We start from the raw sequence: 25,404 nt of genomic DNA, 5'->3' as shown, positions 1-25,404 counted from the left end.
ACGCGCCGCAACGACACGCACAGGAAAACCGATCACGGGCCACTGTCAACCATCAGCTGGGACCGAAGTGTCAAGCATCTACCGGGACCGGACACTCAGGAAACGACTGGCGCGGTAAGAGTTTCCCTACTTCATCAAGGCCCGCGCACGGCGCGGGCGCGCGCCGCCTCTGCGGCGCGGCCTGCCTCCTGCCTTCGTCCCGGCTGGCCGCGCCCGGCGGCGCGCTGCGTGCATGCGGGCAGAGGCAGGGAAACTCTCTGTGGCTGGGGCCGGTCGGCTCCACGACTTTAGCCAGCCACTTTGGCGCGAGCCTCTAAGATCATGGCCCAAGATCGGGCACTAACGGGCAGGCTCACAAACCTGCCCGATCCGCGGGCCAGCGTAATGGGCCATGATCACTCGCGCCAAAGCAGCTCCCGGCCAAAGTCGTTCCGCCGACCTCGTCCTTCGTCAACTGCACCCGACAAAGAGGAGTGGCCAGTGCCGCCTCAGCACCCCTCGCCTGTTACGGGCCCGCCCCCGTAACACAGGTCCAAAAGAGACGAACCCTGCAATCGGATTCCCAGCCGATCTCACCTCGGACCCTCAGCTGGTCGACCCCCTCCGGCACCACGTTGTCGACGCGGCAGGAGGCCAGGCCTTGGAAGGGCTGCCCGTGCCCGTCAACCTCCGTGATCGAAACCGACACGCTGCTATCAACGTTGACTCCGGGAGCTGGGAACACTTCCTCGAAGCCTTTGTGTTGCCAAAATTCGTGCCAGCCGCGTGTGATCGACAACGACTCACGCAAGTGAAGATCCCTCATCGCGCTCATCCCCTCACGGTGAATCTCGGGTAATCGGGGGAGTAGGTCTATTCTTACCATTTGGGGCGAGTTGCGCATCTCGGGAGCGGCATGCCGGAATGTCAGCTATGCAGTGTTTCAGGTCAGTTGAAGGGGAAACGGGCTGCCCGCTGTCACGCCCCCGGCATGTCCGCCATCAGCCGCAGAAGGCATGACGTGAACGATCAGCGCAAGCGGCAGCAGCAACTGGACCAGCCGACAGAGTCCCGAGGGTTGACCCTGTTGTCCTGATCGTTGTCCGGTTCGCTGACGGACGCCACTGTCCACGGTCGTACGCACACCCACTCTGACCTGCCGCGCGAACGTCCATGAACGGCCCCGTACGGCCATACGCACAGTTGGAAAGCATGCGCCCCCGAGCAACCTCCTTGGGCCACCGTGCACCGCTGCGCGGAGCAGTGCGCCTTCCACAGAGGACATGTGCCCGGCAATCCTGCACTGGTCCGCACAACGGTCGATACCGGGGGTGGGAGACGTGGCTCGTACGCAGTCCAGGTGTGGAGCGCTCACGGAGAAGGGCACTCGGTGTCGGCGGCTAGCGATGGTCGGAGCGTCGCGATGCAACCTGCACCGTGGCGAGTGGTCGTCGTACACCATCGAGAAGCGCAAGGAAGCCGAACGCAAGGCGAAGACGCGCAAGCGTCGCAAGTGACGCCAGCCTGTGTGAGGTGACATCCATGGCTGACATCAACGACAGCGGACAGCAGCGGCGCTGTGCGGTCTGACACGGCCACGGCCGCCCCGCGCAGCACGGGTGGACAGTCGGTCGGATCGAACTCCTAAAGCGGTGGTCAGCACGGTTGCTGTACAGCACGGAAGTACAGCAACCACCGCAACCAGAGCCATGCTCAAGACCTGTGGATCGAGCTCGGGAAGCACGCGAAGGGCGTACCTTCCCGAGTGATCGACTGATGGTCATCGAGTAGGCCCCGGTGTTCGCAGCACCGGTCGGGAAGGCACGCCCGTGCTCAGCGTAGTCAACGACGACGGCACCACGCCGAACGGCTCCTTGATCGACGAGATCGTCCGGGAGGGCGCCCGGCGGATGCTCGCGGCGGCCTTGGAGGCCGAAGTCAACGCGTATATAACGGAGTTGGCCGACCAGAGGGACGCGACGGGCCGGCGGCTTGTGGTCCGTAACGTCTACCACCAGCCCAGGAAGGTCACCACTGCGGCCGGGGTGGTCGAGGTCAAGGCCCCGCGGGTCAACGACAAGCGCGTCGATGCCGAGACCGGTGAGCGCAAACGGTTCGCCTCCGCGATTCTGCCGCCCTGGTGCCGCAAGTCCCCGAAGATCAGTGAGGTGCTGCCGCTGCTCTACCTTCATGGCCTGTCGTCGGGGGACTTCGTTCCGGCGCTGGAGCAGTTCCTGGGCAGCTCGGCTGGCCGTCGCCCGCGACGATCACCCGGCTCACCCAGCAGTGGCAGGCCGACCACACAGCGTTCATGGGCCGTGACCTAGCGGAGGTCGACTACGTATACGTGTGGGCCGACGGCATCCACCTCAACGTCCGCTTGGAGGAGGCCAAAGCCTGCGTGCTCGTCCTCATCGGTGTGCGCGCCGACGGCTCGAAGGAGCTGGTCGCTCTCAAGGACGGTTACCGCGAGTCCGCCGAGTCCTGGGCCGACTTGATGCGCGACTGTGCCCGCCGGGGGATGCGGGCTCCCGTGCTTGCGGTCGGCGACGGTGCCCTGGGCTTCTGGAAGGCCCTGGCCGAGGTGTTTCCCTCCACTCGCGAGCAAAGGTGCTGGGTTCACAAAACCGCAAATGTGCTCGACGCCCTACCCAAGTCCGCTCAGCCGGGGGCGAAGAAGGCGATCCAGGATATCTACAACGCCGAGGACCGCGACCACGCCGAGGCAGCGATCAAGACGTTCGAGAAGCTCTACGGCGCGAAGTTCCCCAAGGCGGTCAAGAAGATCACCGGCGACCGGGAACAGTTGCTGGCGTACTACGACTTTCCTGCCGAGCACTGGATCCATCTGCGGACGACGAACCCTATCGAGTCCACGTTCTCCACTGTCCGGCTGCGGACCAAGGTCACCCGAGGTGCCGGCTCCCGCACCGCCGCCCTGGCCATGGTCTTCAAACTCGTCGAGTCCGCCCAGCAGCGGTGGCGAGCGGTGAACGCACCCCACCTCGTCGCCCTCGTCCGGGCCTGAGCTCGCTTCGAACGCGGCCTTTTGGCCGAGCGGCCGAAGGCGATGGCCGCGTGATGCACGAAGACCGCCAGCAGCGGCGGCCGAGGCCGAGAAGTGGACGCGGCTACTTCCTGCTCAAGGCAGACCGCGTCGAGGACGACGCCTGGATGTCCCAGCCAGAAGCCGCCCGCCATCTGGGCATCGCGCTCACCCGCGTCGGGATGCTGATCGCAAACGGCCACCTGATACCGGCGGAGAACCCGGCCGGGCGGGCCGGAGTGACAATCGCCAGCGTTGAAGCCGAGAAGACCTGGCGAGCGAACGCGACAACCCGCACGAAATTCTCCCGCCTCCTGAAGGACACGATCAACTGGTTCTGATCGATGATCCACAGGTCTTGACGATAGCTCCCGCAACAACCAGCCCCGACCATCAACGGCCCTGGGCGACCGTCTGACGTGTCGGCCAGACCTCTGCGACCACCCTGCCCATAGTTCGCATCGAGAGGCTGAGCGCCAAAGAGGGCCAGAACCCTGTGAGGTTACCCCGTCACACCCCGAGTGTCAGAGGGGTGTCGTAGTGTTCGCACACCTGCCTCTTGACCTTGGGGGGAAGCGTGGCTGCGTGGCTGTTGACCTGCAATCCTGACGTCTTCGACATCGGGCGTTTCCAGCAGGAAGCCCCCGGAAGGGTCAGACGGCCCAGGCCGGAATCCCTGGACTTTAGGCCAGGGAGCACGTCAACGGTCCTGTCTCAGCGGTCGTAGGACTGCCTCGCTGGCGCGCACGAGTGCGGACAGCGGTTGTCCGGCCCGGTCGGTGAGTGCACGGGCAAAGGAGAGGTCCAGTTCGATGATCACCTTGACGTAGCGGGTATCCAGCCGAGTGATTTTGGTGGGAGCGGAAGCGGGGGCCGTCGTCTCAGGTCGATGCTGCAGGGCGGCTCGATAGGTGTTCTTGCGCTGGTTCATACCCTGTCCTGACGGTTGATGACGGTCATGTCCCCTGTCGTGGTGTAGGGGATCAACGTGGAAATCGGCAGGTCACGTCCACGATTCGCCGATCGGCGGGCCTTGGTCATCTGACGCTGCACGTCAAGCCGGACTTGCTGCGCGCGGCCACTGCCGGCACCCTCGTAGGCGTGACTTCGGACGCAGGCCACCCCGAGATCGACGACGTGGGTCCTTGTACCGCTGCGAGCTGACGTCGTCACTCGACCTTGCGCTTCAGTAGCCCCGATGTCCGCCGTGACCTGCGCCTTCTCGTCTTGATCCCCTACACCACTTGGCGGGACGCCATCTTGATGAGCTCCTGGGCGAGATCCATGTACGCCGTGCCCTTCACCTCGATGGGACTGCCGAATGACTGGGAGTACAGGTCGAGCCGCGGGATATGCGTGGACAACACGTCGAAACCCCGCTCTGTGAGGGCTTCGCGGGCGTCGGCGTCGGGACCGGTACGCGTGGCGTCGGGACGATTCGTGCGGTTCAGCAGGACGGCGGCGCGGGCCGGGTGGGAGCGCAGGGACTGCATGTCATCCATTTCGCGGTCGATGGGCGCCATTCGGTCCAGTTCGATCGGGGCAGGGGTCACGGGCACGATCCACTCGCTCGCGTACCGCATGACGCCCCGGGCGATGTGGGCGTGGTCTTCCAGCTGCGGGGCGTCGAACACCACTGCCCGTCGGTTGTCGAGAAAGTCGTTCACCCGCCGGTGTACGTCGCCCACCGGAAGGGCGAGCACAGGGAAGGGAAAACCGCCCGCAAGTTCGCTCCAGCGCAGCGCAGAAGAGGCGGGGTCGCTGTCCACCAGCAACGGTGACAGCCCCGATGCGTGCAGCGCGTGGGCCAACCAGACGGCGCTGGTCGTCTTCCCCACCCCGGGTTTGAGGTTCACGAATGCATAGCTCAGCGGCACAGGAGCCGACGCTAGCGGCCCAGCTGCGCCGACGGCCGTTGACGCGGAGTCACCGTGCACGGTTCACCCGGCGGCGCCGGTGAATCATTCCCGCGGGCTAACCTCCCGGGCTTGCTTTGGATGGCTGAGCCGTTCTGATCGCCCGGGTGTATGGGATCCCGCCAAACCGTCCGACAACGACTTCCTGCCGGTGCGCCCTCGCGCTACACCGCTTCGGCACTGACTGACCGCCCCTCGTCTGTACGTCCGGCTGGCCCAACAGCGCAGCGAACCGCCTTCTGAGCATGCTCGCGGACAACGGCGCCGTTCTCAGCTACCACGGCGACTTCGACGGAGAAGGCTGTCCTTGCCGAACCTCATCCGTGCAGGTGGTAGGAGGTGGGCGGCCTTCGCGATCGACGCTCACTCCAGGACGCTTCTTGCGCTGGAGCCGATCAGCCCGGCAACGTGATCGCCCATGCTGTTGCGACTGGCCTACCTGGGCGTGAGCAATGCGCTTGCGCTGCTACGCCTACTGCCGGTCAGGGACCGGGACAAGGACATCGAGATCCTGGCCCTGCGGCATCAGGTCACGGTGATGGGGCGGCAGTTGGGCAAACACGGGCCGCGGTTCGACGCAGCCGACCGGGCGTTCCTTGCGGCACTGCTGCACCGGCTGCCGATGGATGTGCTGCGCCGGGTGCGGCTGCTGGTGCGCCCGGAGACGGTGCTGCGGTGGCACAGGGACCTGGTCGCGCGTCGGCATGCTGCCCAGTCCCGGCCCCAGCGCCCGGGTCGGCCGAGGACCGTGCACTCCATACGGGCCCTCGTACTCCGCCTCGCGCGCGAGAATCCCAACTGGCGCTACAGGAGGGTGCACGGCGAACTGCTCGTCCTGGGCATCAAAGTCGCCGTCTTCACGGTTTGGCAGATCTTGGAGGAGGCCGGAATCGATCCAGCGCCCGAGCATGGCTCCTGCACGTGGGCCGACTTCCTGTGCTTCCCGGCCGATGCCCTGTTGGCCTGCGACTTCTTCGAGGCGGTTTCCCTGACTGGTGCCCGCCTGCACGTGCTGGCCGTCATCGAGTACGCCAGCCGGCGGGTCCGCATCCTCGGCGCCACCGCGCACCCGACCGCGGCCTGGGTGGCGCAGGCGGCGAAGAACCTCGTAATGGACCTTGAGGACGAAGGCTGCCAGGCCCGGTTTCTCATCCGGGACCGGGACGGCAAGTTTCCCGACCTCTTCGACGGCATCGTCAAGGTCGCGGGAATCCAGGTTGTGCTCAGCGGCGTCCGGATGCCGAGGATGAACGCAGTCATGGAGCGCTGGGTGCAGACCTGTCGGCGTGAGCTCCTGGACTGCACATTGATATGGAATCAGCGTCACCTGCTCCACGCACTACGCGAGTTCGAACGCTTCTACAACTCGCATCGACCGCATCAGAGCATGGGCAACGTCCGCCCGCTCTGCCCGTTGCCCGAGCCGATCATCGACCCGGCCCGGCTCGCTCACCTCGAGGTACGAAGACGCGACCGCCTCGGCGGCGTACTCCACGAGTACCAGCATGCCGCTTGACCTGGGCGGACGAGGTTTCCGGCGAGCACAGGGTCGGCCGAAGGGCATCGCCCAAAGCCCGGCCGATGAACGGGTCGCCCTGATCGAGCAGGAATCGAGAAGTCGGGCCGCGGCGCGGGCACGTAGCGTGAATACGACACCGCGGACTGGCGGCGCGGCGGGCCGCTGCCTCAAGGAGAGCACATGCCTTACACCGTAGATTTCGAGAACGTGTCCATGGTCGGCCTGGCATCGTCCCCCTTAGCGGAGGCTCTCGCAGGACTACGCGCCAACGAGGCGCGCTATTAAAAGAACAAGTGCGATCACGTATTCACCGTCAGGCCCGCAAGCGAGGCACCGGAAGTGCTCGACTGGGTGAACCACATCCTCTCCGATGAGCGGGACATCGTCATCTCCGCCCGTCCGCTCGAGGTGGCTTCCTTCGAGGTGGACGGGTTTCGGATGGCTTACGTGTTCTACGAATCCGGCCTGTCAGTCAACGTGATGTACGGCATCGAGAACGGAACGAAGCGCGCAGTGGGGTTCAAGCTCTCAGAAGGCATGGAAGTCCCCGAGGAACTGGTTTCACGTTTCAAGTTCGCGCGCCAAAAATCAAAGCTGGCCGGAGTGATCCGCGGCTCCTTCTTTGTGATCAAGGGAGAGTACTGAGCCTGGCTGGTCGACGGGGACCTCGGCTCCTCCATGACCAGTAAGAACGGGAGCCTGCCCCGAAGGGCAGACTCCCGTCGTACGTGCACGCGTCCGTGCGTGCGCGCCTTCTTGACCTACTTGGCGGTGACCGTCACCGATGTGTCAGCTGTCCCGGCGAGCACCTTGGCGTCCCCGGAGTAGTTCACGGTCACGGAGTGCGTGCCCGCCTCGTGGAACACCGGCAGCTTGATGTTCGCCACGCCGTCGCTGAGCTTGGCGCTGTAGGTCCGGCCGTCGACGGTCACCGTGACGGTGCCGGTCGGCTTGGCGCCGGCGGCCGTGACCGTCACGTGCGCCATGACCTCGGTCTTGTTCACCACGACCTTGTTCGGGGTGACCTTGAGGTCGACCTTGGAAGCGACCTTCCCGGACTCCGATTCCGTGTTGAGGCCGACGACGACGGGGTCGTGGTCGGAGGCCGAGAAGGGGTCGTTGGCGTTGAAGAGCTGTGTGGCGTTGTAGTTGTAGCGGCTGTAGTTGTAGGCGACCGACTCCTGGGCGTTGATCTGCCAGACCGTCGCGCCGGTGACCATCGACTGCGCGGCCGGGCTGGCGACGATGTGGTCGAGGGTGCCCTGGAGGCCGTGGAAGGAGTAGGAGTAGTGGTCCGGGTCGTACGTCGACCCGAGGTCGCTGTAGCCCTGGCTGTACAGGTACTCCATCGGGTCCTCGTGGTTGTAGGCGTTGAAGTCGCCGACGAGGAACACCTTGTCCGTCTTCAGCGCCTGTGCCTGCTCCTGCGCGAAGCCAAGCATGTCGTGCGCCTGGTGCGTGCGGGTCTCGTTGTAGGCGCCCTGGTCGTAGGCGGGGCGGGTGTCCTGCTTGTCGCCGGGGTAGAGACCGGCGCCGGTTCCGCCCTTCGACTTCAGGTGGTTGGCCACGATCAGGAAGGCGTCGGAGTCAGCAGTGCCGACGGCCTTGAAGCCCTGGGCCAGCGGCTCGCGCGCGATGGAGAAGTCCTGACCGGGACCGGAGAGGTCCTTCAGGATGTGCGAGGCTCCCACCGGGGAGACGTCGGCCGGCTTGTAGATGAACGCGGTCCGGATGACGTCCTCAGCGGTCACCGCCGGCCGGTCCTCAGCCGCCGGTGACGGCGTGAAGGCCCAGGTGCCAACCCCGGCCTTGGCGTTGAGGGCGTCGACCAGGCCCGCGAGCGCAGTGTCGCGGTCCTCGCCGAACTTGGCCGAGTTCTCGACTTCCTCGAGCGGGACGACGCTGGCCCCGAGGTCGTTGATGCCGGTGACGATCTTGCTCTGCTGGCGCAGGAAGTTGGCCTCGTCGGCGGCACCGCGCGGGCCGGTGGCACCGCAGTCATTGACCGCGATGTGGTTGCCCTGACGGTCGTTGTAGAACGAGCACTTCCCCAGGCCCTTGGCGATGTACCGGTCGCCCGTCATCGGGAAGTAGTTCTGCACATTGAACGTCGCCAGGCGGACCTTGCCGCCGACGTCCGCCGGCTTCGCCCTCTGGGCGCGCATGTCGGAGAACGAGACGATGTCCGTGCCGGCGCCGTTGACCTGGCCGGTGGGCTGGAAGTTCCACAGCGAGTTGCGGTACTCGAGGACAACGGGCTTGTGGAAGGTCACCTTCGCACCCATCGCGAGAGGACCAGCACTCCGTCTTCCTTGCCTTCCTGCTTGGCCTTGGCCAGCTGCGCCTCGATGTCCGCGATGCGCTCGGCGCACTCGGCACTGACGGCCAAGCACCGCTGGGCGGAGGGAGCTTACGCAGCCGTTCCGAGTCCCGGCACCTGGCTTGCACACGCCGAGAGCGGGTGGCGGCGGCCGGTTGGCAGCCTTCACTGGGCAGGAACCGAGACCGCGTCGGTCTGGAACGGATACATCGACGGCGCGATCCGCTCAGGGCTCCGGGCTGCGCACGACGTTGTCGGCGAACTGGCCGGCCGGGCAGGTGAGTGACCACGCGGCGCCGCCATCTTCCGACCCGTTCGAGCCCGACTGGATCGACTGGCCAGGACAGGACCTGCCGCCCCATCGGCGGCGTTCGCACGCTTCTCGGACCAAGCACCGCTGTTTGTGAGCGAACATACAAGACAGTGAGGAAGCCGGCATGGACGAACCCCATGAGGAACTGCTGCGCAGGCTCAAGCAGATCGAAGATCCAGGCAGTGGCATGATCCAGGACAACCTGCCGTTGTTCGACGTCGTAGCAGCGACGATGACGATGGCTGCCGTGGCGGCCGTCCTCCTGTGGTGGGTGATGTAGATGGCCGAAGCATCGAAGGCAGTGGATGCCGCGGCGGCGATCGCACCCGCGGAAGACGGCACACTCAACGACATGCCGCTCCTGCCGCGCGAGCGGATCTGGGGCTTCTGGCAGTATTCGTCGGTCAACATCGGCTTGTCGGTGGCGACCTGGGCGTTCCTGCAAGGCGCTGCGTGCTCCTACTACGTAGGAGCACGCGAGGCCATCGTGAGCATCGTCATCGGATACGCCATCAGTGTCTTGCTGGTCTCCCTGGCTCCGTGCCTACCCTCTGCGAAATATGGAGTCGAGCAGTTCATTCTCCTTCGCAGCGCTTTCGGCATCAATGGCGCTCGAATCGTCATGATCGTCATGTCCACGCTATTTGCCGCAGCGTGGGCGGCAGTGCTTGCCATCATGCTCGGGCACGGCCTCGTCAACCTCTTCAACGAACTGTTCGGCCTGTCACTCGGTCACGACGGCGCTGCGGTGAGCGCAATCGGAGTGATCACCATCGTGGTCGCATGGCTCGTCCTGGCGCGGGGTCCCGTGTCCGTGGAAAGAGTGAGCACCGTCGTCGCCCCGGTGCTCATCGTCATCCTCCTCGGCATGGGCGTGCTCATCTTCACCAAGACCTCGTGGACAGACCTGACCCACGTGCCGGCCCTGGCTCCGGACCCCGACAGCCACACCAGCTTCACGCTGGCGATCGAACTCGGCATCGCCGGCGGGTTCGCCTGGTGGCCCAACCTGGGGAACCTCGCCCGCTTGACGACGTCGCCGAGGGCTGCCTTCTGGCCCAACTGGCTCGGGGTGTTCCTTGCTTCGGTTGTCGCGGCGGTCGTGGGCGCGTTCGCCGCACTGGCGTTGCAGATCACCGAGCCCACCGACTGGATGATCCCACTGGGAGGTGCTGTTCTGGGAGCCATCGCACTCGCGGCCATCGCGTTCGCGAATCTGACCGCCATCCTCTCGCAGGGATACGGCTCCATGGTCGCGTTGCGAAGCGGTGGCGGCGCCCTGTTCAGGTCACTTCCCTGGCCGGTCATGGGGGTAATCATTCTCGGACCAGCGGCAGTCCTGGTCCTCTTCCCCGCCGCGGTGTACGAGAACTACGGACGGTTCCTCTCCTGGGGCGCCATCTTCGTTGCGCCGCTGTGTGCGATACAGATCGTCGACTTCTTCTTCCTGAGGAAAACCAGTGTCGACGTTCGTGAACTCTATGAACCCACGAAGTCCTCGGTGTACGGATTCTGGCGAGGATTCAATGTTGTTTCCTTCGTGGCAATCGCGGCAGGCGCTGCCACATACGCCTTGCTCCTCGATCCGATCTCCTACGTGCCGTCCGAGTGGTTTCCCTACCTGACCGCCTCGATTCCGTCGTTCGCTGTTGCCGGTATCACGTATCTGCTCCTGACGAAGCTGGTGACCATGCGCATGGGGCAGGGCGGCTACCAGACATGAGGTGGCTGGCCCGGCATCTCATCGGCTGAAGCCGTGTAACCGAGCGTTTGGTACGGCGTATCAGCCGGTGCGCAGGGTTGTGTGGGTCGTGCGGCGAGGTTCCCGCCTTGCCTCGCCGTTCACCAGCTCAATCTCCGCACCCTGGCTGCAGGCCGCCTTCACCCGGGGCCTGGAGCGCGACCGTGACGCTGTAATCGCCGCGTTCACACTCCCGTACCGCAACAGTGGAACTGAAGGCGTCAACGCCAAGACCAAGCTGATCGCGCGGCAGATGTACGGTCGGGCGCGCTTCCACCTCCTCCGCCACCGCATCCTCCTCGGTTAGCGTCACCCTCCGCCACCACCGAATGTGAGACAGGGGCCGTTCATTTGACAGACCCGGATGCGGTGGAGCCGAAGTCTGTGCACCTGGCCGGCAACCGCCTGGAGTCCGGTGTCGACCTGACGGCCCGGCCCGGCGCTGACCGGTGCGCTGCCGCCATCGTGCCGATGGCGCTCACCCCAGGAGCCCTCACATGACCGCACGGCGAGTACACAGGCCACGCGGGGCCCCCGGGGCACTCGCCGGGGCTCTGGCTCCCGGGGCCAAGCGTAAAATTTGCGGTGTGAACCCGCGACTGACTTTGCTCAGTACGGTGGCTTCCGGTGTCCCGGAAAGTGAAGTCTTCCGGCTGGCGCTCCAGCACGCCGTGGGTGAGCTGAGTGCTCTGGGCGGAATGATCCATCTCTGTGGTCCCACGTCCGCGTTGTGCCTGGCGTCGGCGGCCGGTCTGCCACCCGCCCTCACCCGCTCCTGGGAGGTCATCGACCAGGAGAGCCCGCTTGCCCCGGCGCGTGCCCTGCGCCAGGGCACGGCTGTATGGCTGCCGCTGCCCCCCAGCGAAGCCGCCGACGCCCCAGAGCCCGGCACAGGCTTGGCCGCCCTGCCGGTGTCCGGCGGGGGCCGCATCGTGGGCACCCTCACCGTTTTGACAGGCGACCGAAGCGAGCCCACCCCGGGACACTGGGACTTCCTCTGGACCGTCGTCGCCTGGACCGAGGAGCGAATGTCCCAGGCTCCGAAGATGTCCGAGTCCGCACCGAAGGAGCCCGACGGTGAGCAGCCCCGGCAGGGGGTGCCAGGTCTCAGGGTCGGCTGGTGGGACTGGAATCTCCAGACCGGCGAGCTGATCTGGGACGCGGCGATCATGGAGTTCTACGGCAGCAGGCCACGCTCATTGCTGACCACGATCAGCGCCCTCGTCGCGCAGGCCTTGGAGCGGGCCCGGCTCTACGACGCCGAGCGCATCCGGTCCCGCGAACTCCAGCGCAGCCTGCTTCCCACTGGCCTGCCCGACCTGCGCGCATGCGTGACCGCCGCCCGTTACCTCCCCGCCGGGGAGGGCATGGACGTGGGCGGCGACTGGTACGACGTCATCCCGCTCTCCAGCGGCCAGGTCGCCCTCGTCGTCGGTGACGTCATGGGCCACGGTCTGCCCGAGGCGGCCGCCATGGGCCGCCTGCGCACGGCCGTCCACACCCTGGCCGACCTCGAACTGCCCCCCGACGAAATCATGGGGCACCTCAACGACATCGTCGGCGGCATGGGCGAGGAGTCGTACGTGACCTGCCTGTACGCGCTCTACGACTCCACCAGCCAGGTCTGCTCCATCACCCAGGCCGGGCACCCGCCCCCGGCCCTGGTGCACCCCGACGGCACCGTGCGGTTCCCGGAACTGGGCGCCAACCCGCCTCTAGGCGCGGCCGAGCCGCCGTTCCAGACAGTCGAGCTGACGGTGCCCGAAGGCACCCTGGCCGTGCTCTACACCGACGGCCTCGTCGAGTCGGCGAAACGCGACATCGACGCGGGCATGGCGGACCTGGCCCGGCTCCTGCGCACCGCCCACGAGGACGGCAGCGACGCGGACCTGGAGCGCCTCTGCGACACTCTGACGGCCGGCCTGCTCCCCGCCGAGCACCAGGCGGCCGACGACGCAGCGCTCCTCGTCGCCCGCCTCCAGGCCCTGAACCCGGACAGGATGGCCTGCTGGCCGCTCACCGAGGACCCGAAGGCGGCCAGTCTGGCCCGCCACCATGTCCGTGAGCAACTCTCCGCCTGGGGTCTGGACGACCTGACATCCACCACGGAACTGCTGGCCAGCGAACTGGTGGGCAACGTCGTACGCCACGCCAAGGGTCCGGTCAGCCTGCGTCTGCTGCACGGCGCCGAGCTGATCTGCGAGGTCTTCGACGGCAGCCTCACGATGCCCCGTATGCGCCGCGCCGCGGACACCGACGAAGGCGGCCGCGGGCTGCAGCTGATTACCGCGCTCTCGCAACGCTGGGGCAGCCGCTACACGGCGAAAGGAAAGTGTATCTGGACCGAGCAGGCCCTGCACGGCCCGGAGGACCGCGGGAACCAGTCGTCCGATGCCTTGGAGCTGATGTTCCCGAGCGCGGACGGATTCGACGGAGCAGGCGGATTCGACGTGGACCCAACCGCGCCCTCCTTCGGGGAGGGGGAGCGGTAAGGGCTGCTTCAGGGCTACGGCGTTTTCGCAGGTCACGCAAGGGGAGTTGATGTCCCTACGGTGGCGGCGTAGAGACCGGGGCCGATCTTGTGGATGAGTCCGGTCTCGGCCCATCGGGAGAGCTCTCGTTACATGGTGTGCAGGGTGACGTCTCCGAAGTGGGCGGCGATGTCGCGGGGTCGCCAGAGGCGGGCGGGGTCCTGTTCGAGTAAATCCAGGATCCGGTGGTCCCGCGGCGCTGGGTGGGAACGGTGTACCAGTCGTCCCGGGAACGGGTGGGCAGCGCGGACCGTGACTGAGAGGGCTCGTGGACAGTGATGCCAAGGGTGGTGACGGTGCTGCTGGCGTCGGGACGTCCGTCGTCCTGTCGCTCGGCATGGCGGGAGATCGGTGATTTGACCTTGCGGGTGCTCATCCGCCCCAGAGCACCCCCGACGACGCGCGACCTGCATGGGAGAGAGCGCCCGCATCCGTGGCGGTCTGGTACTTCGGCGGCTGGGAGCACCGCCGACGGGCGGTTGAGAGCGCTCTGTGGAGTGCAGCCGGACCCCGATGCCACGCAGCACCACCACCCCCGCCAACCGGCGCCGAGAGCCCTCCGAACCTCCCGACTTGGTCCTGCTTACGTGGCGGCGCGAGACCTGGCGCGGGCCTCACCCGATCTTAAGACTCAGCTCATCGGCCTCGTGAGAATCGCGGCATGTGCGCTGCGCCCGCCGGTCACGGGCGTGTTCAGCGCAGATGGTCGGCGGCCGACGCCGCCAGCGCGAGCAGTTCGGCCGTGTCGTCCAGGACGGCCGGGTCGTCGGAGAGCCTGCTGGTGGCGACCCGGATGTGGGGCCGCGCGTAGGAGACGCAGAACCGGCTGCCCGGCGAGACGGTGACACCCCGGGCGGCCAGCGTGACCAGCGCGGAGGTCTCGTCGGCCACGGGCACCCAGAGCATCAGCCCGTCCTCGTTGTGGGTGGGCACGCCATGACAGGCGAGACGTTCGGAGAGGGCGGTGCGGCGCTCCCGATACCGCCGGGCGGCCTCCTCGACCCGCCGCCCGGTGGCCGGGTCGGTGAGCAGATGGGCGAGCGCGTCCTGGAGGATGCGGCTGGTCCAACCGGAGCCGAACGTCCGCAGCACGCGGGCCCGTTCGACCAGTTCCGCCGGGCCGCCGACCACGCCGAGCCGCAGATCGGGCCCGTACGCCTTGGAGTACGAACGGACCAACGCCGTGCGCCGCGGCAGATGCGCCCCGATGCTGGCGGCCGGTTCCGCGGCGAGCGGGCCGATGCCGTCGTCCTCGACGACGGTGACGTTCGGCGCGGCCTCCAGCAGTACCGCGAGGTCCTTCGCCCGCCGCTCGCTCAGCGTCCAGCCGCACGGCACCTGGGCCCGCGACTGGTGCAGGAACAGCGCGGGCCGCTGGTCCAGGGTGCGGGCCAGGGCCTCGGGACGGGGGCCCTCGGCGTCGCAGTCGATGGGCAGGACCTGCGCGTCCAGGGCTTCGAGGATGTCCAGCAGCCGGGCCGCCGTCGGGTCCTCCACCATCACCCGGTCACCGGGCACGATCAGTGCCTGGCACAGCAGTTGCACGCCCTCGTAGCCGCCGCCGACGGCCGTCCACGCCTCGGGGGTGAACGGCCAGGTGGCGCGCACGGCGTCGAGCAGGCCGTCCGTGATGGCGGTGCGGGAGTAGTCGTTGAGTCGGGGGGTGCGCGCACCGGCGAGCAGGGCGTCGGTCAGCCCGGGCAGCAGGGCCGGGTCCGGCGCGGCTACCGCGAGATCGAGGGTGAGGTGGCCGCCGAAGTCACCGACGCGCTCGAAGCGGACCGGGTGGGGGACCGACGGGGGCCCGCTGACCACCGTGCCGCGGCGGCCGAGCGTGGCGATCATCCGGTGCCGGCGCAGCACCGCCCAGGCCTCGGCCACGGTGCTGGGACTGACGGCGAGTTCACCGGCCAGCGCCCGTACGGTCGGCAGTGCGCTGCCAGGTGCCAGTTCCCCCGACCGGATCAGATCGGTCATGGCGACCGCAATACCGCGGGCGCTCGTATCCCGGATGTGCCCCGCCAGTGCGCCGGGCGTCACCTGCTCGCTCTCCCGCATTCCCACTCCCGCTTCCCGGTCCCCGCTCCTCGGCCGCCGGTGGGCCCGGCGCGGCCCACAGATTACGACACGGAAAAACTATGTTCAGTAACAAAGTAGATCTTGTTTGCCTCTCGTTCTGAACAATAGTGTGCCGGTCATCGAATGGCTGAAAACAAGCTATCTGCGTCATGCGCGGGGTTTGTGAGCCATGTACCGACCGCTAGGAGTGCGCGCTGTGTCATCCCCCACGATCCGCCTGGGGCTCCGTGACTGGGACCACCTGGTACCGCTGATGTCCGGACGGGTACGGGTGCCGGGCTTCCGCATCGAGATCGATGCGCGGGACGTCACCCCCGACGTGCTCACCGAACCCGGACTCGACGGTGGCGAGACCTCGTTCAGCCGCTACGTACAGGCCCGCGCCGCGGGCGACGACCGGCTTGTCGGTCTGCCCGCCTTCGTCATGCGCGGCTTCCGTCACCGCTGCGTCCTGGTGCGCGCCGACAGCCCGCTGCGCTCCTTCGACCAGCTTGCCGGCGCCCGCATCGGCCTCACCGGCTGGCCCGACTCCGGCAACACCTGGACCCGGGCGCTGATCCGGGCCGCAGGCGTGGACCTGTCCGCCGTGACCTGGCGGGTCGGACCGCTCGCCGCCGGCGAGACCGGCAAGGACCGGCTGGGCTCCCGCCCGCTGCCGCCCAACGTCACGGCCATGGCCGACGGGGAGTCGCTGACCGGCGAACTGGCCGCGGGACGGCTGGACGCGGCTCTCACCCCGTTCATGCCGTCGGAGTTCTTCACCTCGGAAAGCCGCTTCCGGCATCTGCTCGACGACCACCCGACCGCGGAACGCGGCTACTGGGCGGCCACCGGCTTCGTCCCCGGGATCCACCTGGTGACCCTGAAGAAGGCCGTCGTCGACGAGCACCCCGACCTGCCCGCCGCCCTCCTCGCCGGCCTGGAGACCTCCAAGCGGCACTGGCTCGGCCGGCGGCGGCTGCTCGCCGACACCACCCCCTGGCTGCTGCACGCCCTCACCGAGTCCGCCGAGGTCTTCGGCGAGGACTGGATGCCCTACGGCACCGCCCGCAACACCGCCATGACCCGGGCCTTCTGCGAGGAACTGCACGCGCAGGGGATCTGGCCCGAACCCATCGACCCCGACGTCGTCTTCCCGCTCCCCGACCCCGCCGTCCTCAGCGCGGTCTGACCCGCCCGACCCGCCCCCTGCCGCCGCCTCCGTCCCAGCCACCGCCCCCGCCGTGCCTCACCCTTTGGAGCACCACGCCATGCGTATCGCCGTAGGACAGTTCGCCGCCGGTCCCGACTGGAAGGACAACCTCACCGCTTGCCGAGACCTCGCCACCGGAGCCGACCGGGGCGGCGCGGACCTCCTCGTCCTCCCCGAGGGCGTGCTGGCCCGCTTCACCGAGGACCGGCACCGCATCCGCGAGGTCGCCCAACCGCTGGACGGCCCCTTCGTCACCGAACTCGCCGCCGCCACCGCCCACAGCGCCACCACCGTCGTCGTCGGCATCCACGAACCCTCCGACGACGGACGGGTCTTCAACACCCTGGTGGTGCTGCGCGCCGGCGAGCCGATCGCCCGCTACCGCAAGATCCACCTCTACGACGCCTTCGGTGACCAGGAGTCCGCCAACGTCCGCCCCGCCGACGAACCGCCTGTCGTCGTCGACGTGGCCGGCACCAAGGTGGGCCTGATGACCTGCTACGACGTCCGCTTCCCGGAGCTGGCCCGGCTGCTGACGGACGCGGGCGCCGAGGTGCTCGCGCTGCCCGCCGCCTGGGTGCGCGGCCCCGCCAAGGAGCGCCACTGGGAGGTCATGATCACCGCGCGGGCGCTGGAGAACACCTGCTGGGTCGCCGCCAGCGGCGAGTGCGGCCCGCGCAACATCGGCGACAGCCTGATCGTCGACCCGCTCGGCACCGTCCGCTCCCGGCTCACCACCGCCCAGGGCCTCGCCTTCGCCGAGGCCGACCCGCAGGTCACCGCCGCCGCCCGCAGCACCCTGCCCGTGCTGGCCAACCGCCGGTTTGCCGTCGACCCCACCGTCCGTCCCCTCGGCACCCTTTCCCTCGGAGCCTGACATGATCCCCAGACGACTCGCCCTCCTCACCGGCACCCTGTCCTGTACCGCCCTGCTCGCCGCCTGCGGCGCCAACCCGCCCCAGGCCGACGGCGCCCTCGGCGGCGGCACGGCCGCCGCGGCGGGATCCCAGCTGACCGAGGACAAGGCACTGCACGACCAACTCCCGGCGAAGGCACGGCAGGCCGGGAAGCTGGTGTCGGTCAACAACGGCTCCTTCCCGCCGTACGAGATCGCCGGCTCCGACGGCCACACCCTCACCGGCGCTTCCGCGGACCTCGCCACCGCCCTCGGCAAGGTCCTCGGCGTCACCGTCGAGCACGTGACCACCGACGGACTGCCCAGCGAACTGACCGGCATCAAGGCCGGCCGCTACGACTTCGCCATCGGCCCCGTCGGCGACTTCAAGGACCGCCAGGGCGCCAACGACTTCGTCGACTGGGTCCAGGAGTTCGTCGTCTTCGCCGTCCCCAAGGGCAACCCGAAGCACATCACCTCCCTCGACGCCGCCTGCGGCCGTAAGGTCGCCGTCATGGCCGGCGGCTCCGCCGAGGGCGTCATCAAGACCCAGTCCGCGGCCTGTGCGAAGAAGGGCAAGGCCGCCGTCCAGGTCCAGTCCTACAAGGACCAGCCGTCCTCCGTCCTCGCCGTGAAGTCCGGCCGCGCGGACGCCTTCTTCTCCTCCCAGGCGCCGCTGACCTACTTCGTGCAGCAGTCCAAGGGCGAACTGGAACTCGCGGGCACCGGACAGTCCAACGGGTTCGACGACCTCTACCAGGGCGCCGTCGTCCCCAAGGACGGTCCACTGCGCGACGTCCTGGTCAAGGCGTTCCAGAAACTCATCGACAACGGCACCTACGACCAGGTCATGCAGAAGTGGGGCCTGAAGGACAACGAACTGAAGAAGGCGGGCGTCAACCTCGCCACGTCCTAGGCACCCGGCCCCGCACGACTCACGAAAGGAGGTGAGCCGCCATGGCCACCGCATCCTCACCGGACTTTCCGGACCGTACCCGGGCGCTCGCCGTCGAAGAACGCACGAAGCAGCCGCACGGACCCGACGGCACCGTGGACGTGGCCGGCGCCGTCCCCGTACGGCACCCGCTGCGCTGGCTGTCCGTGGCGGTGCTCGCCGTACTCGCCGCCCAGCTCGGGCACTTCCTGGTCACCAACCCCAACTTCGAATGGGGCACGGTCCGCGCCTACTTCGGCGCGCAGATCTTCGGCCAGGGCATCGCCACCACCGTCGAACTCACCCTGGTGGCGATGGCGATCGGCATCGCCGGCGGCGTCTTCGTCGCCGTGGGCCGCATGTCGGAGAACCGGGTGCTCAGCGCGGTCTGCGGCGCCTACGTCTGGTTCTTCCGCGGCATCCCCGTCCTGGTGCAGCTGATCTTCTGGTACAACCTCTCGGCCCTGCTGCCGCGCATCTCCTTCGGCATACCCTTCGGACCCGAGTTCGTCGGCGGCCAGACCAATACCCTGATCAGCCCCTGGCTGGCCGCCATCCTCGGCCTCGGCCTCAACGAGGCCGCCTACATGGCCGAGATCGTGCGCGGCGGACTGCTCGGCGTCGACCACGGCCAGACCGAGGCCGCCTCCGCGCTCGGCATGGGCCGGGCCCGCATCCTGCGCCGGATCGTGCTCCCGCAGGCGATGCGCTTCATCGTGCCGCCCACCGGCAGCCAGGTCATCAACATGCTCAAGGCGACCTCGCTGGTCAGTGTCATCGCCCTGGCCGACCTGCTGTACACGGCGCAGTCGATCTACAACCGCACCTTCGAGACCATCCCGCTGCTCGTGGTCGCCTGCCTGTGGTACCTGGTCATGACTTCGGTGCTGTACGTCGGACAGTCCTTCATCGAGCGTCACTACGCCCGCGGCAGCAGCCGCAACACCCCGCAGAGCTTCTGGGACTTCGCGCTCTTCCGGCGCCGCACGGCCGACCCGGCACCCGTATCGGAGACCTCCTCATGACGACGACCACCACCAAGGCGACGACCGGCCCGGCCACCGCCTGGCCGATGGTGCGGGCCCACCAGGTGCACAAGCGGTTCGGACACCTGGAGGTGCTCAAGGGCGTCGACCTCGACGTGCGGACCGGCGAGGTCGTGGTGCTGCTCGGCCCGTCCGGCTCCGGCAAGTCGACCCTCCTGCGCTGCGTCAACAACCTGGAGCGGATCGACTCCGGCTCCATCCACGTCGAGGGCGAGCTGATCGGGTTCCGGCGGTCGGGCTCACGCATCCACCATCTGCGCCCGCGCGAGGCGACCCGGCAGCGCCGCGACATCGGAATGGTCTTCCAGCACTTCAACCTGTTCCCGCACCAGACCGTGCTGGCCAACGTCATGGAGGCCCCGGTGGGCGTCCTCGGCGTGCCGAGGACCGAGGCGCGGGAGACGGCGCTGCGGCTGCTGACGCAGGTGGGCCTCGCCGAGAAGGCGGGGGCCTACCCGCGCCAGTTGTCGGGCGGACAGCAGCAGCGGGTGGCCATCGCCCGCGCCCTGGCCATGCGGCCGAAGCTGATGCTCTTCGACGAGCCCACCAGCGCCCTCGACCCGGAGCTGGTCGGTGAAGTCCTCGCCACCATGCGGGACCTGGTGCGCGACGGGCTCACCATGCTCGTGGTCACCCACGAGATCGGCTTCGCCCGGGAGGTGGCCGACCGGGTCGTCTTCATGGACGGCGGCCGCGTCGTCGAGAGCGGCAGTCCGGCCGACGTCCTCGACAACCCGGCCAACCCGCGCACCAGGGCGTTCCTCAGCCGGTTCCTGTGACCTCGGCGAGGGACTCCTTCGCCTTGGCGGCCACGTTCTCGGCGGTGAAGCCGTACTCGTGGAAGAGGGTCTTGCCGTCGGCGGAGGCACCGAAGTGTTCGAGGGAGACGATGCGTCCGGCGTCGCCGACGTAGCGGTGCCAGGTCAGGCCGATGCCGGCCTCGACGGCGACGCGGGCCTTGGCGGTGGGGGGCAGGACGCTGTCTCGGTAGGCCTGGTCCTGTTCCTCGAACCATTCCACGCACGGCATCGAGACCACGCGGGTGGGGATGTTGTCGGCCTGGAGGTGTTCGCGGGCTGCGACGGCTATGTGGACTTCGGAGCCGGTGGCGATCAGGATCACCTGGGGGCCGCCGTCCTCGGCGTCGAAGAGGACGTAGCCGCCGCGGGCGGCGTTCTCGTCGGGTTCGTAGGTGGGGACGCCCTGGCGGGTCAGGGCGAGTCCGTGGGGGGCGCCCTGGCCGAATTCCTTGGTGTAGCGGGTGAGGATCTCGCGCCAGGCGGTCACGGTCTCGTTGGCGTCGGCAGGGCGGACGACGTTGAGGCCGGGGATGGCGCGCAGGGCGGCGAGGTGTTCGACAGGCTGGTGGGTGGGGCCGTCCTCGCCGAGGCCGATGGAGTCGTGGGTCCAGACGTAGGTGACGGGCAGGTGCATGAGGGCGGAGAGGCGGACGGCGTTGCGCATGTAGTCGGAGAAGACGAGGAAGGTGCCGCCGTAGACGCGGGTGTTGCCGTGGAGGGTGATGCCGTTCATCTCGGCGGCCATGGAAAACTCACGGATGCCGAAGTGGACGGTGCGGCCGTAAGGGTTGGCGCTGGGCAGGGGGTTGTCCTTCGGGAGGAAGGAGCTGTCCTTGTCGATAGTGGTGTTGTTGGAGCCGGCGAGGTCGGCGGAGCCGCCCCACAGTTCGGGGACGACCGGGCCGAGGGCCTGGAGGACTTTGCCGGAGGCGGCACGGGTGGCGACCGATTTGCCGGGTTCGAAGACGGGCAGTGCGTCCTGCCAGCCGGCGGGGAGGGTGCCGGAGGTGATGCGGTCGAACTCGGCGGCGTGTTCGGGCTGGGCGTTGCGCCATTCCTGGAAGGACTTCTCCCAATCGGCGCGGGCCTTCTGGCCGCGTTCGAGGGCCCGGCGGGTGTGGGCGAGGACGTCGTCGGCGACGGCGAAGTGGGTGTCGGGGTCGAAGCCGAGGACGCGTTTGGTGGCGGCGACCTCGGCCTCTCCGAGGGCGGAGCCGTGGGCGGTTTCGGTGTTCTGGGCGTGGGGGGCGGGCCAGGCGATGATGCTGCGCATCGCGATGAAGGACGGCTTGTCGGTGACCTTCCTGGCGGCGTCGAGGGCGTTGTGGAGGGCGTGGGGGTCGAGGTCGCCGTCGGGTTTGGGGGCGATGCGCTGGACGTGCCAGCCGTAGGCCTCGTAGCGCTTGCAGGTGTCCTCGGAGACGGCGGTCTCGGTGTCGCCCTCGATGGAGATGTGGTTGTCGTCCCACAGGAGGGTGAGATTGCCGAGTTGCTGGTGGCCGGCGAGGGAGGAGGCTTCGGCGGAGATGCCTTCCTGGAGGCAGCCGTCGCCGGCGATGACGTAGATGTGGTGGTCGAAGGGGGAGTGGCCTTCGGGGGTGTCGGGGTCGAACAGGCCGCGTTCGTAGCGGGCGGCCATGGCCATGCCGACGGCGTTGGCGACGCCCTGGCCGAGGGGGCCGGTGGTGGTCTCGACGCCCTTGGTGTGGCCGTACTCGGGGTGGCCGGGGGTTGTGGAGCCGAAGGTGCGGAAGGCTTCCAGGTCGGCCAGTTCCAGGCCGAAGCCGGCGAGGTAGAGCTGGGTGTAGAGGGTCAGGGAGGAGTGGCCGGCGGACAGGAGGAAGCGGTCACGGGCGACCCAGTCGGGGTCGGCGGGGTCGTGCCGCATCACCTTCTGGAAGAGGGTGTAGGCGGCCGGTGCCAGGCTCATCGCCGTACCGGGATGGCCGTTGCCGACCTTCTGTACGGCATCGGCGGCCAGGACCCGCGCGGTGTCCACCGCCCGCTGGTCCAACTCGGTCCACTCGAAGGGGGAGGACGGGGAGGGGGAGGAAGGCATGGCTCTCCTTGTGAGGTGACGAGGGCGTGACGAAGACGTGGCAGACCGAGGCCCGTGCCGCCCCTGGGAGCAGGTGGCGGCACGGGCCTCAGCGCGGTGCGCGGATCAGCGCTTGATCTCCTTGATCTTCAGCATCCGCGTGATCACCTTGTCCAGCTCCTCGTCCTCGAAGACCTTCTTCCAGTCGTCGCGGACGATGGACTCGCGGCCGTAGTCCATGGCGATCAGGCAGGCGTCCGAGAACGGGTTGGAGCCCTTCAGGGTGTTGGCCAGGGCGACCTGGGTGTGGCCGAGGAGCATGGCGCGGGCGGCCTTCTCCGGCACGCCCACCGTGTGCACCGTCTCGTGCAGCGCCTCGGTCAGGAGGGCGCCGACCATGCAGGCGATGGTCTCGACGAGGGTGGGCTCCAGGACGGCGAGCTGCTTGACCGTGACCCAGTGGACGTCGACGACCGGGGCGTACATCACCCGGATGACGGCCTCGGCCAGGTCCTGCGCGGCCCGGTCGCCGCCCTCGTACGCGGCGACGACCTCCTGCGGGGCGGCGATGCCACCGAAGGTGTCCTGCCACTCCTCCTTGGTGGTGCGCTCCAGGAACACCGACGGGTGGCAGGGGTGGGCGCAGGCGTAGTGGACGTCCTCGCGGGCGAACAGCAGGCCGGCGTAGGCGGCGGCCGGGTCGAGGGTGAGGACGACGGCGCCCGGCTTCATCAGCGGCACCAGCTGCTCGGAGACCTTGCCGAGGACGATGTCGGGGACGGCGAGGATGACCACGTCGGCTTGGGCGGCGGCGTCGGCGGACTCGGTCAGCTCGCGGCCCAGGCCGCGGATCAACTCCTGGCCCCTGGGCGAGGCCTCGCTGAAGAGCACCCGGAAGTCACTCTTGACCAGGTTGTTGGACACGCGCTGGCCCATCTTGCCGGCGGCCCCGATGACGGCGACGGTCCTGACGTCGGCCTGGGTCTGGATCTCGGTGGCCATTACTCGCTCCTCAGAAGGGTGTTGATGCTGTGCTGCGTCCACTGGTGTTCGAGCCGGGCGGTGGCCTCGAAGCCCTCGTCCTGCCACGGGAGCCAGTGCTCCACGATCTGGTTGATGCCGCGCTCGGCGGGTCGTACGGCGGCGATCATGCCGTCGTAGTCGAGCAGCCCCTCGCCCAACGGGCAGCCGGCGTAGGTGAATCCGACCCAGCCGTCGCGGCGCGTGAACGCGAAGTCCTTGACGTGGATGTTCACCACGTGCGGCGCGGTGGCGGCCACGACGTCGGCGGGGCGCTCCAGCCGGGCGACGCTGTTGCCCGGGTCGAGCACCACCCCGAGTTGCGGGCTGTCGACCCCGCGTACGACGGCCAGCAGGTCGGCGGTGGCCACCTGCTCGTAGGTTTCGAGCCCCAGGGTCACGCCCGCGTCCGCGTACCGGGGCACGGCCTGCCTCAGCAGGGCGGTCGCCTCGGCGGTGCCGGGCCGGTGGTCGGCCGTGTTGAGCATCGAGCGGACCAGGGTGACGTCCAGTTCCCGGGCCAGTTCGAGATAGGTGTCCAGGCGCTCCGGGAGGATGCCGCGCGTGCCGAGTTCCAGGCACAGGCCCAGGTCCCGCGCGGTGGCGCGGACGTCGGCGAGCCCGGCGGCGTCGTAGGACTCGATGGGGGCGTAGTCGCAGATCTGGAAGACCTCGCCGCCCAGTTCGGCGGTGTCGCGCAGCATGTCGGTGAGCGACAGGGGCCGCGGGGCACGTGCGGAGACGCGCCAGAAGTAGGCGTAGGTGCTGATGCCGTAGGCCATCAGGCCACCGCCGTGGCGGCCGGGGAGCGGATCTCGTCGAGGACGGCCTCGACGTTCGTAGGGTCGTGGGCGAAGCGGCCGAGGAACAGGCCCTCCACGCTGCCCGCGAGCCGGGTCAGCAGGCCCGGTCCGGCGCTGCCGCCATAGATGACGGTCGAACCGGCGTGCTGCGGGCGGGTGTCGAGCCAGTCACGCAGGGCCGTGCACACCGTCGCAATGTGCTCGGCGGAGGCCGGTTCGGGCGCGCCGATGGCCCACTGGGGTTCGTAGGCGAGGACCACGGCGCCAGTCAGGCCCTGGAGCAGCCGCTCGGCCTCGGCCACGGTGCGCGTCGCCGAGTCGCGGGGGTCGGCCTGGTCGCGTTCGCCCACGCACAGCACCGGGGTGAGCCCGCTGCGCAGGGCGGCGGCCGTCTTCGCGGCGACGACCGTGTCGCCCTCGCCGTACAGGCGGCGGCGCTCGGCGTGGCCCACCTCGGCGTAGCGGCAGCCGATCTCCTTCAGGGCGGGGCCGCCGACCTCGCCGGTGTACGGTCCGCTGTCCTCGGCGGCGATGTCCTGCGCGCCGTAGGTGATGCCGTACGGGGCGAGGATGCCCGCCGCGGGGACGATCGCCGGGAAGGCCGGCAGGACGAACAGGCGGGCGGCGCCCGAGGTGAGGGCCGGGTGCCGCTCGGCCAGGGCCGAGATCCTGCGCGCCCAGTTGAGGGTCTGCTGGTGGCCGAAGTACATCTTGAGACTCACCCCCAGCAGGACGGGCGGTGGTGCGGCGGCGGACATCAGGCGGCTGCCTCGTCGTTCTCGTAGTCGCACATGAGCTGGACCTTGGCGGCCGACGGGGAGGTCTCGTCGAACCGGTAGGTGAGCCACTCGGCGGCCAGCCGGCGGGCGAGTTCGAGCCCTATGACCCGCTGGCCGAAGGTCAGGATCTGCGCGTTGTTGGACAGGATGGCGCGCTCGACGGAGAACGCGTCGTGCGCGGTCACCGCCCGGATGCCCTTGACCTTGTTGGCGGCGATGGCGACTCCGAGACCGGTCCCGCACACCAGCAGCGCCCGGTCAGCGTCGCCGCGCGCGACCATCTCGGCGGCGGCGATGGCGACCTTGGGGTAGGCGGTGTGGCCCTCGGCGTCGACGCCGACGTCGGTGACCTCGGCGACCAGGGCGTTGCCCTGGAGGTCCCGCTTGAGGGCCTCCTTGTACTGGTGGCCGGCGTCGTCGGATCCGACGACGATACGGAGCTTCTCAGTCATC

The 25,404-nt window shown here is 68.5% G+C and carries 21 protein-coding genes and 3 pseudogenes; 15 read left to right on the top strand and 9 right to left on the bottom strand.

Going from position 1 to position 25,404, the window contains the following annotated elements; all coding sequences use genetic code 11:
- The first annotated feature begins 1,808 nt into the window (after positions 1-1,808).
- Positions 1,809-3,007, top strand: a pseudogene (locus tag ACIQMV_RS31110) (IS256 family transposase).
- A gap of 53 nt (positions 3,008-3,060) precedes the next feature.
- Positions 3,061-3,366: a DNA-binding protein gene (locus ACIQMV_RS31105; protein WP_402596566.1), complete on the top strand. Its 306-nt coding sequence runs from the start codon at positions 3,061-3,063 to the stop codon at positions 3,364-3,366.
- A 359-nt stretch (positions 3,367-3,725) separates the two neighbouring features.
- On the opposite strand, the gene ACIQMV_RS31100 is transcribed toward ACIQMV_RS31105, so the two are convergent.
- Both ACIQMV_RS31100 and ACIQMV_RS31095 read right to left on the bottom strand, forming a co-directional pair.
- Positions 3,726-3,956 (bottom strand): hypothetical protein, encoded by a 231-nt coding sequence (locus tag ACIQMV_RS31100; protein ID WP_402596559.1) that lies wholly within the window; start codon positions 3,954-3,956, stop codon positions 3,726-3,728.
- Positions 3,957-4,260: 304 nt separating this feature from the next.
- Complete coding sequence (locus ACIQMV_RS31095) at positions 4,261-4,902, bottom strand: AAA family ATPase (protein ID WP_402596558.1); 642 nt, start codon at positions 4,900-4,902, stop codon at positions 4,261-4,263.
- Between the two features lie 239 nt (positions 4,903-5,141).
- Between ACIQMV_RS31095 and ACIQMV_RS31090 the strand changes: the two are divergent.
- The 3 genes and pseudogenes from ACIQMV_RS31090 to ACIQMV_RS31080 form a co-directional block, all read left to right on the top strand.
- Positions 5,142-5,390 (top strand): annotated as a pseudogene (locus ACIQMV_RS31090) (DUF2399 domain-containing protein); the annotation flags it as partial.
- Positions 5,360-6,457, top strand: a complete 1,098-nt coding sequence (locus tag ACIQMV_RS31085) for an integrase core domain-containing protein (RefSeq protein WP_402596557.1) — start codon at positions 5,360-5,362, stop codon at positions 6,455-6,457. The pseudogene ACIQMV_RS31090 and the gene ACIQMV_RS31085, both read left to right, overlap by 31 nt.
- A gap of 342 nt (positions 6,458-6,799) precedes the next feature.
- A complete protein-coding gene (locus tag ACIQMV_RS31080) occupies positions 6,800-7,105 on the top strand; it encodes a hypothetical protein (protein ID WP_402596556.1) in 306 nt (101 codons plus the stop codon).
- A gap of 116 nt (positions 7,106-7,221) precedes the next feature.
- On the opposite strand, the gene ACIQMV_RS31075 is transcribed toward ACIQMV_RS31080, so the two are convergent.
- Entirely contained in the window at positions 7,222-8,745 is a 1,524-nt protein-coding gene (locus ACIQMV_RS31075; protein ID WP_402596555.1) for an ExeM/NucH family extracellular endonuclease, read from the bottom strand.
- Positions 8,746-8,808: 63 nt separating this feature from the next.
- Between ACIQMV_RS31075 and ACIQMV_RS31070 the strand changes: the two genes are divergently transcribed.
- From ACIQMV_RS31070 to ACIQMV_RS31050, 5 genes and pseudogenes are all read left to right on the top strand, one after another.
- Positions 8,809-9,066, top strand: a complete 258-nt coding sequence (locus ACIQMV_RS31070) for an FAD-dependent oxidoreductase (protein WP_402596554.1) — start codon at positions 8,809-8,811, stop codon at positions 9,064-9,066.
- 151 nt (positions 9,067-9,217) lie between these two features.
- Positions 9,218-9,373, top strand: a complete 156-nt coding sequence (locus tag ACIQMV_RS31065; RefSeq protein WP_402596553.1) for a hypothetical protein — start codon at positions 9,218-9,220, stop codon at positions 9,371-9,373.
- Positions 9,374-10,816 (top strand): cytosine permease, encoded by a 1,443-nt coding sequence (locus ACIQMV_RS31060; RefSeq protein WP_402596552.1) that lies wholly within the window; start codon positions 9,374-9,376, stop codon positions 10,814-10,816.
- A gap of 154 nt (positions 10,817-10,970) precedes the next feature.
- Positions 10,971-11,141, top strand: a pseudogene (locus ACIQMV_RS31055) (transposase); the annotation flags it as partial.
- A gap of 280 nt (positions 11,142-11,421) precedes the next feature.
- The gene (locus ACIQMV_RS31050) at positions 11,422-13,326 is read left to right on the top strand and encodes a SpoIIE family protein phosphatase (protein WP_402596551.1); all 1,905 of its coding nucleotides are present in this window, start codon (positions 11,422-11,424) and stop codon (positions 13,324-13,326) included.
- A 732-nt stretch (positions 13,327-14,058) separates the two neighbouring features.
- Here ACIQMV_RS31050 and ACIQMV_RS31045 read toward each other — a convergent pair.
- Positions 14,059-15,342, bottom strand: coding sequence for an aminotransferase class I/II-fold pyridoxal phosphate-dependent enzyme (locus ACIQMV_RS31045; RefSeq protein ID WP_402596550.1), 1,284 nt, complete (start codon positions 15,340-15,342; stop codon positions 14,059-14,061).
- Between the two features lie 298 nt (positions 15,343-15,640).
- Between ACIQMV_RS31045 and ACIQMV_RS31040 the strand changes: the two genes are divergently transcribed.
- From ACIQMV_RS31040 to ACIQMV_RS31020, 5 genes are all read left to right on the top strand, one after another.
- Entirely contained in the window at positions 15,641-16,615 is a 975-nt protein-coding gene (locus tag ACIQMV_RS31040; RefSeq protein ID WP_402596549.1) for a hypothetical protein, read from the top strand.
- Between the two features lie 79 nt (positions 16,616-16,694).
- Positions 16,695-17,513: a nitrilase-related carbon-nitrogen hydrolase gene (locus tag ACIQMV_RS31035; RefSeq protein ID WP_402596548.1), complete on the top strand. Its 819-nt coding sequence runs from the start codon at positions 16,695-16,697 to the stop codon at positions 17,511-17,513.
- Between the two features lies 1 nt (position 17,514).
- A complete protein-coding gene (locus ACIQMV_RS31030) occupies positions 17,515-18,447 on the top strand; it encodes an ABC transporter substrate-binding protein (RefSeq protein WP_402596547.1) in 933 nt (310 codons plus the stop codon).
- A gap of 41 nt (positions 18,448-18,488) precedes the next feature.
- Positions 18,489-19,490 carry an amino acid ABC transporter permease gene (locus tag ACIQMV_RS31025; protein ID WP_402596546.1) on the top strand — a complete coding sequence of 334 codons (1,002 nt, stop codon included), beginning with the start codon at positions 18,489-18,491 and terminating at the stop codon, positions 19,488-19,490.
- Positions 19,487-20,290, top strand: a complete 804-nt coding sequence (locus tag ACIQMV_RS31020; RefSeq protein WP_402596545.1) for an amino acid ABC transporter ATP-binding protein — start codon at positions 19,487-19,489, stop codon at positions 20,288-20,290. Before ACIQMV_RS31025 ends, ACIQMV_RS31020 begins: the two co-directional genes overlap by 4 nt.
- On the opposite strand, the gene tkt is transcribed toward ACIQMV_RS31020, so the two are convergent.
- From tkt to ACIQMV_RS30995, 5 genes are all read right to left on the bottom strand, one after another.
- Positions 20,274-22,370, bottom strand: a complete 2,097-nt coding sequence (gene tkt / locus ACIQMV_RS31015; protein ID WP_402596544.1) for a transketolase — start codon at positions 22,368-22,370, stop codon at positions 20,274-20,276. The genes ACIQMV_RS31020 and tkt overlap by 17 nt on opposite strands.
- A 105-nt stretch (positions 22,371-22,475) precedes the next feature.
- Positions 22,476-23,351 (bottom strand): phosphogluconate dehydrogenase C-terminal domain-containing protein, encoded by an 876-nt coding sequence (locus ACIQMV_RS31010; RefSeq protein ID WP_402596543.1) that lies wholly within the window; start codon positions 23,349-23,351, stop codon positions 22,476-22,478.
- Positions 23,351-24,151, bottom strand: a complete 801-nt coding sequence (locus tag ACIQMV_RS31005) for a sugar phosphate isomerase/epimerase family protein (protein ID WP_402596542.1) — start codon at positions 24,149-24,151, stop codon at positions 23,351-23,353. Before ACIQMV_RS31005 ends, ACIQMV_RS31010 begins: the two co-directional genes overlap by 1 nt.
- Complete coding sequence (locus tag ACIQMV_RS31000) at positions 24,151-24,930, bottom strand: triose-phosphate isomerase (RefSeq protein ID WP_402596541.1); 780 nt, start codon at positions 24,928-24,930, stop codon at positions 24,151-24,153. The genes ACIQMV_RS31005 and ACIQMV_RS31000 overlap by 1 nt, the downstream gene beginning before the upstream one ends.
- Entirely contained in the window at positions 24,930-25,403 is a 474-nt protein-coding gene (locus ACIQMV_RS30995; RefSeq protein ID WP_402596540.1) for a ribose-5-phosphate isomerase, read from the bottom strand. The genes ACIQMV_RS31000 and ACIQMV_RS30995 overlap by 1 nt, the downstream gene beginning before the upstream one ends.
- Position 25,404: the final 1 nt, after the last annotated feature.

Source organism: Streptomyces sp. NPDC091412, assembly GCF_044756885.1.
In the GTDB taxonomy this organism is placed as follows: Bacteria; Actinomycetota; Actinomycetes; order Streptomycetales; family Streptomycetaceae; genus Streptomyces.
The sequence above is the reverse complement of the archived record's forward strand: the minus strand, read 5'-3'. Positions and strand labels throughout refer to the sequence as shown.